Consider the following 13,631-nt stretch of genomic DNA (forward strand, 5'->3'; position numbering starts at 1 on the left):
GGAGTTGCGGCGCATTTATCAACGGGCCTCATAATGGCATGGGGGATCCGGTAACCGTGGCGGCTTTATGGGCGCACCGGGGCGTATCGAGAATGCGCCCTACGGCTCCGACTCTTCGTAGGGTGCATTCTTCCAAATGCACGCACCACCGATGAGCGGCGGCACCAGGCACGGATAGGCCACCGGCGCGGCGAGATTCTCCAAATGCACCGTTTTTCCGAACGATCGGAGTTGCGGCGCATTTATCAACGGGCCTCATAATGGCATGGGGGATCCGGTAACTGTGGCGGCTTTATGGGCGCACCGGGGCGTATCGAGAATGCGCCCTACGGCTCCTCGCCTCCAGGGCGGATTCGCCAGCAGCGGTGGATGTCGGGGCGGCGGCGGAAATCTTCGGGGATGGTGCTGCGGGTGATATCTTCCATATCCAGGTCGGCCAGGGCGTCGGTGTCGAGGCGGAATTTGCGGAAGTTGTTGGAAAAGACGAGTTCTCCGCCGGGGCAGAGCAGGCGGATGGCATCGCGGATTAGCGCTACGTGGTCGCGCTGGATGTCCAGGGTGCCTTCCATGCGCTTGGAGGTGGAGAAGGTCGGCGGGTCCATGAAGATCAAATCGTAATCGCGCTCTCCGGCGCGTGCTGCATCGGCCAGCCAGTCGCGGCAGTCGGCGGCGATCAGTTCATGCTGTTTAACGTCGAGCCCGTTCAGCCGCAGATTGCGTTCGGCCCACTCCAGGTAGGTCCGGGAGAGGTCCACCGAAGTAGTGGCAACGGCGCCGCCGAGGGCAGCGTGGACGGTTGCGGTGCCGGTATAGCAGAACAGGTTCAGAAGGCGCTTCCCGGCCGACTCCTGCTGGATCAGGCGGCGAGTGAGCCGGTGATCGAGGAACAGCCCCGTATCCAGGTAGTCTGTGAAGTTCACCAGGAAGCGGCAGTTCCACTCCCGAACCTCGTAGAAGCGGCCGGTGGCCGCCAGTTTTTCGTACTGTTCATAGCCTTTCTGGCGCTGCCGCACCTTGACAAAGATCTGTTTGGAAGGCAGCGCCAGCACGTCGGCGATGGTCGCCAGGGCCTCGTCGAGACGCTCGGCAGCGGTTTCCGGCGGCACCGAGTGCGGGGCCTGGTACTCCTGGACATGCACCCACTGCTTCTCGCCCTGATAGAGATCGATGGCCACTGCATATTCGGGCAGGTCCTGGTCGTAGATGCGATAGCAATCCACGCCCTCGCGCCGCGCCCAGCGGGTCAGATGCTTCAGGTTCTTGCGCAGGCGGTTGGCCAGGGGAACGGCGACTTCCCCCGTGGCCATGCGGGTGCCGTGTTCGCGTACCGAGGGGTAGGTCAGCAGCCGGCACTCTATGGGGCCATTATAAAGGGTGACCGAGCCTTTCGGTTTCAGGCCCACGTGTCGGGCGAGACGGGGATTTCCGGTAAAGACGGCGCCGTGCCAGTCGGGGAGGTGTTGCTGTAGCAGCTCACCCAGCAATGCATAGAGTGGCTTCAGGGTCTCTTCATCGCCCAGGCGCTCGCCGTAAGGGGGATTGGTCACCAGCAGACCGGCCGGGACCCCCGAGGGCAGCGTCGATGAGGAGAGTGAATGGCGCTCGAGCCGTATCCGATCTTTCAGTCCGGCGGCTTCCGTGTTGGCCGCAGCCGCTGCAAGTGCCTCCTTCGAGCGGTCAAAGCCGATGATGGCCGGGAGTGAGCCCAGGCCTTGTCGGCGTCGCTCCTGCGCCTCTTTCAGCAGGGCTTCCCAGGTCTCTGGCGCGTGGCGTTTCCAGCCGAGAAAACCGAAGTGCTCGCGGTAAAGCCCCGGGGCGATATCCGCGGCCATCAGCGCCCCCTCGATGAGCAGGGTACCGGAGCCGCACAGGGGGTCGAAGAGGCTGCCGCCCGAGGCGGCCACTTGCGGCCAGCCGGCCAGATGCAGAATGCCGGCGGCGAGATTCTCCTTCAGAGGCGCGGCGGCGCCGAAAGAGCGATAGCCGCGCCGGTGGAGGGCAGTTCCGGAAAGGTCGACGCTGAGGCGGGCCCGATCACCACGAAGGTGCAGGTTGATACGTACATCGGGCGTTTCCGTATCGACCGAGGGTCGCTCGCCGAACTGCTCCCGAAACCGGTCGACAATAGCGTCCTTCACCCGCAGTGCGGCGTACTGGCTGTGGGTAATCGCCGCCCGGCTGGCGCTGCAGTCCACTGCCAGGGTGCCGTGCGAGTTGAGGTGCCGTTCCCAGCGAATGCCCTTTACCCCTTCATAGAGGGCATCACCCGAGGGCGCCTCCAGATCGGTGATCGGCAGCAGCACCCGGCTGGCGAGTCGTGACCACAAACAGGCGCGATAAGCGGCTTCCAGGGGACCCTGGAAATGGACCCCCGCACCGGTGGGCCGTATCGGCTCCAGGCCCAGGGAGGTCAGCTCGTCGGCAAGCGCAGTGGTGAGGCCGCGGGGAGCGGTGGCAAAAAATTTCATCGGAGACTCGGCTTCGGAAAGGGCGATGGTAATCCGAACGGCGGGTGCATGCCACTCAGGGAAGCGCAGGCACCGCGGGGCACGGGGTACACGGGAGCGGATAAGGCGGAAAACGGTTGTATTGCCCAGTGCTCCCCATAGCGCGAGTCCCCGTGGACCGTTGACCGCAATGGTTTTTTGCAAAGGCTACACTCGGCATATGAGTGACTCGCTATTGCGTCTCTTCCCCATCCCGGCAGCCGAGAAACCCTTGCACGGGCTTTATCTGGCCGAAGACCTGCGCCGTTTCGGTGCCGAGCGGCCATTCGTCTATACCAACTTCATTATGAGCCTCGACGGACGTATCGCACAGCCCGATCCGGACACCGGTCGCAAGGTAGTCCCGCCGGCCGTCGCGAACCGTCGAGACTGGGGGCTTTTCCTTGAACTGGCGGCCCAGAGTGATGTGCTTTTGACTACAGCCCAAAATGTACGTGCTGTGGTCGAGCGTCGGCATACGAAGCTGATAACCCTGAGCGACCATTTGATGGAGTGGCGCCAGCGGCAGGGTCTGCCGGCCAGGCCCAGGGTCGCCGTGATCAGTGAAAGCCTGAAACTGCCGGCAGCCAAGGCCCTGCCGTCGGACCTGCGCGAGCGTCTGCTGGTCATTACCAGTGAACGTGGGGACCCTGGAACGGTGGCGCAGTTGGAGAGGGCGAATGTGCAGGTGGAATGCGCCGGCCCCGGACCCGGTCTCTCCGGCCAGCAGGTGCTGGATGCGTTGGAGCGTCACGGCCTGCGGGTGATCTATTCGATTGCCGGAGCCCGCGTCCACCACACACTGCTCGGCAGCGGTGTACTGGACCGGCTCTATCTGACCGTGGCACACCGGGTACTCGGCGGTGAGGGCGCCGATACGCTGGTTTGGGGGACATCGCTGCAGCCGCCCCCTGCTTTCGCCCTGCAATCCCTTTACCTTGATGCGGAATCCCTGGACGGAGCCGGGCAGCTCTTTGCCGGCTACCGGCACATTAAGGCCAATGAACGAACTCTATAATTGGAGTGACCAGATCGAGGATGCAGGTCGGCCCTCAGCCGTTATTCGAGTTGGACGGGCAAGCTCGATCTGCACGGAGCATCGAATCTGAACGATGCTCTCGGACAGGAATGACAAACGACAAGGGCGGGCGGCGAGTGGCCGGCACTTGCGGTATGGAGGGGCGTCGTTGAATCTCGATTCCGGAAAAACACGTGTTCTGCTCGTGGAAGATGATGCGGTTGACGCCATGCTGGTGCGCCGAACGCTGGCTGCGGGAGCGGCACAGATGACGCATCTGATGCCGGCTATCGACCTGAGTCACGTCGAAACGCTGCACGAAGCGCTTGAGATTCTCGGCACCGGAAAAGTCGATGTTGTGCTCCTGGACCTTAACCTGGGCGAGTCCCGTGGTCTGGAGACCTTTCACCGCGTTCATGCCCTCGTTCCCGAAACACCAATCGTGGTACTGACCGGACTGGCCGACGATGACACCGCCGTCCAGGCGATTCGTCACGGAGCGCAGGATTATCTCACCAAGGAAGACCTGGATTTTCGACAGTTGGGACGTGCGCTTCGGTTTGCACTGGAACGTCAACGGGTGCGCGAGGCCAGACTGTCGCTTCGAGAGAGCGAACGGCGCCTCTCCACCCTGATGGCCAATCTGCCCGGGATGGCCTATCGCTGTGAGGACGATGAGCAGTGGACCATGCTGTTTGTCAGCGAAGGTGCCCGCGAACTGACCGGGTACGCACCGAACGAGCTGAACGGAGAGGGGCGTTTGGCATTCTGCAGTCTGATCGAGCCGGAGGATCGGCAGTACATGAAGCAAAAGGTCGGCGAGGCATTGGCCGCCGACAGACCGTTTGCATTGGAGTATCGGCTGCGTACCAAGGAGGGCGAGCAGCGCTGGGTCATGGAGCGGGGACGGGGTGTCCGGAACCACGACGGGCATCTTCACCTGGAGGGTATCATCCTCGACGTCACTGCCCGCCGGCAGGCGGAAAAGGCCCTGAGGCAACACGCCACGCGGCTGGAAACGTTACAGGCCATTGATCGTGACATCCTTTCAGCCCAGTCGGTCGATGCGATTGCCGTGGTGGCCCTCACCCGTGTGGGAGAGCTGGTTCCGGAGTCCTGCTGCGGAGCGGTGTTGCTGTACGAAAAGGAGCCCCTCCGGGCTGTGGTATTGGCGGCCACCAAACAAATGGCTGATCATTTTCCGATGCAGCAGCGATTTCTGATGACCGATGAGGCACAGATCGCAGAGCTGCAGGCCGGGAATAGCGTCACCATCGCCGATCTCGGGCAGAAAAAAAAACTGTCGCCTCTGCAAAAAGAGCTGACCCTGTTAGGTATTCGCGGCTATCTGGCCGTTCCCCTGATCGCCGAAGGCGAACTGATCGGCTCGTTGAATATCTACCGTCAGTCCCCTGGCAGTCCGCGGGCAGAGGATTTGGTCGTGGCGCGGGAACTGGCCGATTCGGTGGCCATCGCCATCCGCCAGAGCCGCCTTTTCGAACAGGTACAGCATTACAGCCGGGAACTTGAACAGCGTGTGGCTGAACGGACTGAAGAGCTGCGGGACACGAATGCGGAATTGGAGGCCTTCACCTTCTCGGTTTCCCATGACCTGCGCAATCCGTTGGCCAATATCATGGGGTTCAGCGAGCTGCTCAGGGACAGGTACGGCGACCGGCTGGGTCCCGAGGGACTGGAGTACCTGCAGGCCATGGATGAATCTGCCGAGGATATGGATCGGTTGATCGAAGAACTACTCGCCTACAGTCGCATGAGCCGGTCGCAAATCGACCTGAAGCCGATTCCGCTGGAGCCACTGTTCAAAGCCGCCGTTGAACGTGAGCACTGGTTCCGAGCTGACGGCACTATCGATATTCAGCACCCGATGCCTGCGGTGCTGGGACATTGCGCCATTCTCGAGCAAGTAATCGGTAACCTCATCGCCAACGCCATGAAGTTTACCCGCCCCGGCGTGCGGCCGGAGGTCCGAGTCTATGCGCAAACGCAAAACGGTACCGTTCGTGTGTGGGTTGAAGATAATGGTATTGGCATTCACCCGAAAGACCAGCGGCGGATCTTTCGTGTCTTTGAACGCGCCGATGGTGGCTATCCCGGCACCGGTATTGGCCTTGCGACGGTGCGTCGCGGCATAGAGCGCCTGGGGGGTAGGGTTGGGGTGGAATCCGAGCCGGGCGCCGGCAGCCGCTTCTGGTTCGAGCTCCCGAAAGTGCAAGCGTAACACCGAGCATAACCACGGGCACACGGGATGAAAAGGGCCGGTTTCTTCCGTGTCCCGAGTGCAGCGTGCCCCATCGCTGGGCGGTGCCCTTGGTGAACATAGCCTGCAAGCGGCGGGGAGAGCGTGGTTAAACTTCCCGGGAAGTCCTTCGTTGCGAACCCGGCCCGCCCGGCCTTGGCCCCATTAGGGGGCTCCGAGTGCCGCACTATTTCCCGCATGGACCACTAGCCTCGTCTATGCTGAACCGGTAGGGGGAAACCGTCTTAAAAAGTATGGAGAAGTCCATGAACCAGCAGGTCGTCCGGGTCCATCAACCAGTGAGACACGATGTCAGTCTGCTTACGGACCATGATATCTATCTTTTCCGTGAGGGGAGTCATATTCGGTTGCACCACAAGCTCGGCTCGCACCTCATGGAGATCGAGGGTCTCCGGGGCACGCTGTTCGCGGTATGGGCGCCCAACGCCCGGGAGGTCTCGGTTATCGGCGACTTCAATGACTGGGAACGGGGTCGTCATCCGTTGGCCGCCCGTCCTGACAGCTCCGGTATTTGGGAGGGGTTCATCCCCGGCCTGGACCATGGCACGCTGTACAAGTACTACCTGCTTTCCAGTAACGATTATGGCGCGGAGAAGGGGGATCCGTTCGCCCGCTACTGGGAGGAACCACCGCGCACCGCCTCGGTAGTCTGGGACGATCGACATGATTGGCACGACCAGAAATGGATGGCGGAGCGGGGCGAAAAAAACAGGCTGAATGCGCCGATGTCGGTGTACGAAGTGCATCTGGGTTCCTGGCGCCGCGTCCCCGAGGAGGGCAACCGCTACCTGACCTATCGCGAGCTTGCGGAGCAGTTGGTCGAATATGTGGCATGGATGGGCTACACCCATGTCGAAATGATGCCGATAACGGAGCACCCGTTCTACGGCTCCTGGGGTTATCAGTGTACCGGCTACTTCGCGCCGACTTCGCGTTATGGCGCCCCCGAGGATTTTGCTTTCCTGATCGACCGGCTACACCAGTCAGGCATCGGGGTGATTCTCGACTGGGTGCCGTCACACTTTCCGAGCGACCTTCACGGGCTTTCCTATTTCGACGGCACTTACACGTTCGAACACATGGACCCAAAACGGGGATATCATCCCGAGTGGAAAAGCTACATCTTCAATTTCGGGCGGCATGAAGTTCGGGCATTCTTGCTTTCATCGGCCCTTTTCTGGCTTGAGAAATACCACGTTGATGGTCTCAGGGTAGACGCCGTGGCCTCGATGCTCTATCTCGATTACGCCCGCAATGAAGGGGAATGGATCCCGAACCGGCACGGCGGCAACGAGGACCTGGATGCGATCCACTTCTTACGTCAGCTGAACGAAGCGGTCTACCGTGATCATCCTGATGCGCAGGTCATCGCCGAGGAATCCACCGCTTGGCCGATGGTATCGAGACCTACCTATGTCGGCGGCCTGGGGTTCGGGATGAAGTGGAATATGGGCTGGATGCACGACACTCTGGAGTACTTTGCCAACGATCCCGTCTATCGCAAATATCACCACAATCAGCTGACCTTCAGCATCTGGTACGCCTTCAACGAGAATTTTGTATTGCCGATCTCCCACGACGAGGTGGTCTACGGCAAGGGGTCCCTGATTCGAAAAATGCCCGGTGATGACTGGCAGAAGTTTGCCAACCTCCGTCTGCTGTTCGGGTATATGTGGGCGCATCCCGGCAAAAAGCTGGTCTTTATGGGTTGCGAATTTGGTCAGTGGAGTGAATGGGACCACGAATCCAGCCTTGAGTGGCATCTGACCGAGTCCAAACCCCATCGTGGAGTGCAGACCTGGGTACGTGACCTGAATCATTTCTACCGTGAGACACCGGCGCTGTACGAGAAGGATTTTGAACAGGCCGGCTTCGAGTGGGTGGATTTTCACGACTGGGAAGATTCGGTGATCACCTTCCTCCGGAAGGACAAAAACGGCGGCAGTGTGCTGGTGGTCTGTAACATGACGCCAGTCGTTCGTCACAACTATAGGGTCGGCGTCGACGAGCCCGGCTTTTGGAAGGAGGCGCTGAACTCCGATGCCGACGTCTATGATGGCAGCGGCATCGGAAATATGGGCGGCGCGGAAACCTCTCCCGTGGGCGCTCAGGGGCGCTATCACTCGCTGAATATTACCCTGCCGCCGCTGGGTGTGCTCTATTTCAAGCGGGCAAATTGAGCACCCCGTAAGGACATAACCGCAAAGGGCGCAAGGAAACAAGGCAATGTCCGGTTACGTTTGCAGAAGAGAAGTAGAACGGTTGCACAATCAGCCATCTATTCTTTGCACTTAGCCCCTTTGTGGTGAATAAAAGTCACTCCATGCGCCGCCGCCGCGGTGTGGAACGACACAGGGAAAAGTCATGAAGCTTCCGGAGAGCGACGGCAGAAGGCGCGTCATCATCGAAGGCATCGCCCCTCAGGTCGATAGCGGGCGCTTTCCCATAAAACGTACCATTGGGGAAATGGTCGCTGTAGAAGCCAACTGCTTTACGGATGGTCATGACCTGATCGACTGTGTGGTTCAGTATCGACACGACGGCGATGCCGAGTGGCACGAAGTCCCCATGTCCTCATCGGGTAACGACCGTTGGTGCGGTGAATTCCCAGTGACCGAAATAGGACTCTACCTCTACCGTATCCAGGGCTGGGTGGATCGGTTTCTCTCCTGGCGGCACGACTTGCGCCTTCGGGAGGAGCCCGAGGATATTGCGGTTGCGCTACAGATGGGTGCCGATCGGGTCGAACACGCCGCTGGACGCGCGAGCGGGCGGGATGCCGAACGGCTGCACAACTTTGTCACGGCCTTGCGGGGGCACGGCGATCCGGTTGAACGACGCTTGGTCGGTCTGGATACCGAGCTCCTCGAACTGATGGAGCGTTATGCCGATCGACGGCTCGCCACTATTTCGGAGAGGGAACTGTCGGTTGTCGTCGAACGCGAGAAGGCGCGTTTTTCGGCCTGGTACGAATTCTTCCCCCGCTCCTGCGGCGTGGACCATGGAAAGTCCCATGGGGGATTTCGCGATTGCGAGGAGCGCTTGGCCCATGTGGCCTCAATGGACTTTGATATTATCTATCTTCCACCCATCCATCCTGTCGGTGAGAGTCGGAGAAAGGGTCCGAACAACTCCCTGGTCGCGGGACCGGAAGATCCCGGAAGCCCCTGGGCCATCGGCTCTGAAGCCGGTGGTCACAAGTCCCTGCACCCCGAGCTGGGTACGCTTGAGGACTTTCGCCATTTTTGCACCGTGGCCGAAGAATTGGGTCTGGAAGTGGCGATTGACATCGCGTTTCAGTGCTCACCGGACCATCCCTACGTCACGGAACATCCCGAGTGGTTCTTGCACCGCCCCGATGGCAGTGTGCAGTATGCCGAAAACCCCCCCAAAAAATACCAGGACATCTATCCGTTCCACTTTGAAACCGAGGAGTGGCGCTCGCTTTGGGAAGAGCTGTACAGCGTGCTGACGTTTTGGGTGGACCAGGGGGTAACCATCTTTCGCGTCGATAACCCCCATACCAAACCGTTCGCATTCTGGGAATGGGTGATTGGTGAGGTCCAACGCGAACACCCGGACATACTATTTCTTTCAGAGGCTTTCGCACGTCCCAATGTCATGTACCGGCTGGCGAAGCTCGGGTTTTCCCAGTCCTATACCTACTTCACCTGGCGCAATACGAAGTGGGAGTTGACCCGCTATATGCAGGAGCTGACCCGCACCGAAGTGCGAGAGTTCTTTCGACCCAACTTCTGGCCGAATACCCCCGATATCCTTCCCGAATATCTGCAATTCGGCGGTCGCCCGGCCTTCTCTTCCCGGCTGGTGCTGGCCGCCACTCTGGCAGCGAGCTACGGAGTCTATGGCCCTGCCTTTGAACTGGCCGAGAGCCGGGCGCTGCGGCCGGGATCGGAGGAGTACCTGGATTCCGAAAAGTATCAGACCCGTAGCTGGGACCTGAAACGACGTGAGAGTCTGGCGGACTACATGCGGCGCGTAAACACCATTCGCCGTGATAATGCCGCACTGCAATCCAACGCCAGCCTCGAGTTTTTCACCGTCGACAATGAGGAAATCATCGCCTACGGAAAGACCACGAAGGACCTGTCGAATATCATCGTGGTGGTGGTGAATCTGGATGCCTATCACACCCAGTCGGGATGGGTGGAATTGCCAATGGAAGAGCTGGAGATCGACCCGCATCACCCCTACCAAATGCACGACCTTCTCAGTGGCTCGCGTTTCCTCTGGCACGGCCCGAGGAACTACGTTGAACTCGACCCGCAGCGTTCTCCTGCCCATATTTTCCGGCTTTACCGGCGCACGCGTACCGAACACGATTTCGAATATTTCTTTTGACCTCCTGTTGGGTAGCGGTTGTGCCATTTTGCGGTGAGTCTATGAAGATCAGCTAGGTTTTCTATCAGGACCGCTAGCCGGGTTTTGCGTGCAACCCAGAAATCGAACGGAGCCACCATGAATCTAGAAGCCACGACCTGGAAGGATGATCCGCTTTGGTACAAGGATGCGATCATCTATCAGCTCCACGTCAAGGCCTTCTTCGATAGTAACAACGACGGATTCGGCGATTTCCGCGGCCTCACCGACAAGCTGGATTATATTCATTCGCTAGGCGTCAATACCATTTGGCTGTTACCGTTTTATCCATCGCCGATGAAGGACGACGGCTACGATATCGGCGATTACCGCGATGTTCATCCCGACTATGGCCTGCTCCGGGATTTCAAGATTTTTGTTCGTGCGGCACATCGGCGAGGCCTTAAGGTCGTTACCGAGCTGGTGATCAATCACACTTCCGATCAACACGCCTGGTTTCAGGCTGCGCGTCGCGCACCGCGCGGATCGGCTGCGCGCAAGTTTTATGTGTGGTCCGATGACGATAACCGCTTTCCGGAAACCCGCATCATTTTTACCGATACGGAAAGCTCGAACTGGGCATGGGACCCGGTGGCCAAACAGTATTACTGGCACCGTTTCTTCTCTCACCAGCCGGACCTGAATCACAACAACCCGCAGGTGGTGAAGGCGGTTACCCGGGTGATGCGCTTCTGGCTCGATATGGGGGTGGATGGGTTGCGCCTGGATGCGATTCCCTACCTTTGTGTCCGCGAAGGTACCAGCAACGAAAACCTGCCCGAGACACACGACGTCATCAAGCGGATGCGTGCCGCCGTGGACGAGCGTTACGAAAATCGGATGTTCCTGGCCGAAGCCAACCAGTGGCCGGAGGATGTGCGCGACTATTTCGGGGAGGGTGACGAGTGCCATATGGCCTATCACTTTCCGCTGATGCCGCGCATGTACATGGCGGTTGCACAGGAGGACCGGCATCCGATCACCGAGATCATGGGGCAGACGCCGCAAATTCCCGAAAACTGCCAGTGGGCGATCTTTCTTCGCAATCACGACGAATTGACCCTGGAGATGGTCACCGATCGTGAACGCGACTACATGTACCAGACCTACGCCACCGAAACCCGCATGCGGGTCAACGTCGGAATCCGGCGGCGATTGGCCCCGCTGATGGATAATGATCCCGGCAAGATAAAACTGATGAATTCGCTGCTGATGTCGATGCCCGGCTCGCCCATCATTTACTATGGTGACGAGATCGGGATGGGGGATAACTTCTTTCTCGGTGACCGCAACGGCGTGCGCACTCCGATGCAGTGGAGCCCGGATCGGAATGCGGGGTTCTCCAAGGCCGACCCGCAGCGCCTCTATCTGCCCCCCATCATGGACCCGGTCTATGGTTATGATGCCGTCAATGTAGAGGCTCAGAGCCGCGACGCTTCATCGCTTCTCAACTGGATGAAGCGGCTTATCGCGGTGCGGAAATCGAGCCGGTCCTTCGGGCGGGGAACCCTGTCGTTTCTGCGCCCCGGAAACCGCAAGATCCTCGCCTATGTCCGTGAGTACGAAGACGACGTGATCCTCTGCGTGGCGAATCTGTCGCGCACCGCGCAACCGGTGGAACTGGACCTGGGACGCTTCAAGGGCCGAATTCCGGTAGAGCTGATGGGGCACAGTGTATTTCCGCCCATCGGCGAACTGCCCTATCTGCTGACGCTTCACGCCTATGATATTTACTGGTTTCGCATCACTGCGGAGGCCGAGGTCCCGGAGTGGCATGAAGAGTATCTGCCGCCCATGGAGTTGCCGGTACTGGTACTTTTCTCCGGTTGGCAAAGCCTGTTTCCCGCGACTGTCGACAGGCACCGCCAGCAAGCGGCCCGCAACCTCCAGGTTCAGCTCGAGCAGGAACTGATTCCCGAGTTCCTGCCGGCGCAGCGCTGGTTCGGCATCAAGGGCGCCCCCATAGAGAGCGTCCACTTCCGCCAAAAGCAGATCTGGTCGACGGAGAAGGGTGAATGGCTGATGGGGTGGATCGATGTCGCTGCCGAAGGCCACGGCACCATCCGTTACTTCCTGCCGCTGACCATTGCCTGGGAAGATGAACATGAGGATATCTGGCCGCTACTGCACTTCACGCTGGCCAAGGTGCGATACAAGGCGAGAGTGGGGTTGCTGTGCGATGCCTTCGTCGATGAGCACTTCGCCCCGGCTCTGGTCAGCGCTATGGCCCGGCAGCAGGAGATACCGTTCGACGGAGGTCGGCTGCGTTTCTCGGCAACCAGCGCCTTCTCCGCGATGACTAAAGAGCTGCCGGAGAAACTTGTGGTCCGCCGCCCGAAAACCGAAGGCTCCAACACGGCGGTCATCCTGGGTGACCACCTGTTCCTCAAGGGCTATCGCCGCCTCGGAGAGGGGGTCAATCCCGAAATCGAGATCGGCCGGTTTTTAACCGAGGTATCGCCGTTCCCCAACGCCATGCCGGTCCTTGGGGCCCTGGAGTATCTCGGTCCCGACGGGGAGACCGTATCGCTGGCGGTGCTGCAACCCTACGTCAAGAACCAGGGTGATGCCTGGAACTATACCCTGGCATATCTGGAACGGTACCTCGAAGAGTGCCTGTTGCAACCGGAGCAGGATGGCGGTCAGCCACACGCCGCGGAACTGGTCCATATTCACACGCTGGGAAAACGTACCGGCGAGCTTCATCAGGCCCTCGCCCGCGCCATGGGTGATGCCGCTTTTGATCCGGAGCCCATGCCTGCCAGGGAGCTTGACGAATGGATCGAACACCTTCGCAGCGAAGTACTCCGTACTCTCGATCTCCTCGACAACCGATTTGAGACACTACCGGAGCGGATACGACCGGATGCCGCGCAGTTGCTGGAGATGAAGTCGGCAATGCTGGAGCGGGTCGACTCTCTGACACCAAGCGGTGCCACCCTTTTCAAGACCCGGCACCATGGCGACTATCACCTGGGTCAGGTCCTGGTGGTGGAGAACGATTTTGTGATCATCGACTTTGAAGGGGAGCCGGCCCGGCCGGTCGCCGAGCGGCGGCAGAAGGCTTCGCCGCTACGGGACGTGGCGGGGATGTTGAGATCGTTCAGCTATGTGGCCTATGCCGCGTTGTTTCGGGAGACCATTGAAAGCCCGGAGAACTTCGATGTGCTCGAACCGTTCGCACTTGACTGGGAGCGAACCGCCGCGAGAATTTTCCTGGAAGGCTACGAGGAGGGAGCCGAAGGCAGTCCTGCCTACCCGGCAGAGCCCAGCCAGGCGAAAGCCCTGCTGGAACTCTATGCCATGGAAAAAGCTCTCTATGAGTTGCGCTATGAACTCGACAATCGCCCCGACTGGATAGGTATCCCCATCAAAGGGCTGGTGGCCTTCCTGCAGGGCGGGCAGGAGCATCCCTGATCGTAGGCCGCATTCTGACATGCCCCCGAACGGCCAAACAGCCGGCACGGTT

6 protein-coding genes are annotated in these 13,631 nt (G+C 59.8%); 5 read left to right on the forward strand and 1 reads right to left on the reverse strand.

Going from position 1 to position 13,631, the window contains the following annotated elements:
• Positions 1-326: 326 nt before the first annotated feature.
• A complete protein-coding gene (gene rlmKL, locus Q7L05_RS08415) occupies positions 327-2,468 on the reverse strand; it encodes a bifunctional 23S rRNA (guanine(2069)-N(7))-methyltransferase RlmK/23S rRNA (guanine(2445)-N(2))-methyltransferase RlmL (RefSeq protein WP_303904769.1) in 2,142 nt (713 codons plus the stop codon).
• Between the two features lie 199 nt (positions 2,469-2,667).
• On the opposite strand from rlmKL, the gene Q7L05_RS08420 reads away from it, so the two are divergent.
• The 5 genes from Q7L05_RS08420 (at position 2,668) to treS (ending at position 13,579) form a co-directional block, all read left to right on the forward strand.
• Complete coding sequence (locus Q7L05_RS08420; RefSeq protein WP_303904772.1) at positions 2,668-3,504, forward strand: RibD family protein; 837 nt, start codon at positions 2,668-2,670, stop codon at positions 3,502-3,504.
• Positions 3,505-3,673: 169 nt separating this feature from the next.
• Positions 3,674-5,743: an ATP-binding protein gene (locus Q7L05_RS08425; protein ID WP_303904775.1), complete on the forward strand. Its 2,070-nt coding sequence runs from the start codon at positions 3,674-3,676 to the stop codon at positions 5,741-5,743.
• Between the two features lie 284 nt (positions 5,744-6,027).
• Positions 6,028-7,962, forward strand: a complete 1,935-nt coding sequence (gene glgB / locus Q7L05_RS08430; RefSeq protein WP_303904777.1) for a 1,4-alpha-glucan branching protein GlgB — start codon at positions 6,028-6,030, stop codon at positions 7,960-7,962.
• Between the two features lie 184 nt (positions 7,963-8,146).
• Positions 8,147-10,144 carry an alpha-1,4-glucan--maltose-1-phosphate maltosyltransferase gene (locus Q7L05_RS08435; protein WP_303904780.1) on the forward strand — a complete coding sequence of 666 codons (1,998 nt, stop codon included), beginning with the start codon at positions 8,147-8,149 and terminating at the stop codon, positions 10,142-10,144.
• Positions 10,145-10,261: 117 nt separating this feature from the next.
• Positions 10,262-13,579 carry a maltose alpha-D-glucosyltransferase gene (gene treS / locus Q7L05_RS08440; protein ID WP_303904783.1) on the forward strand — a complete coding sequence of 1,106 codons (3,318 nt, stop codon included), beginning with the start codon at positions 10,262-10,264 and terminating at the stop codon, positions 13,577-13,579.
• Positions 13,580-13,631 lie beyond the last annotated feature (52 nt).

The sequence above is a fragment of the Thiohalomonas denitrificans genome (assembly GCF_016841685.1).
GTDB lineage: Bacteria > Pseudomonadota > Gammaproteobacteria > Thiohalomonadales > Thiohalomonadaceae > Thiohalomonas > Thiohalomonas denitrificans_A.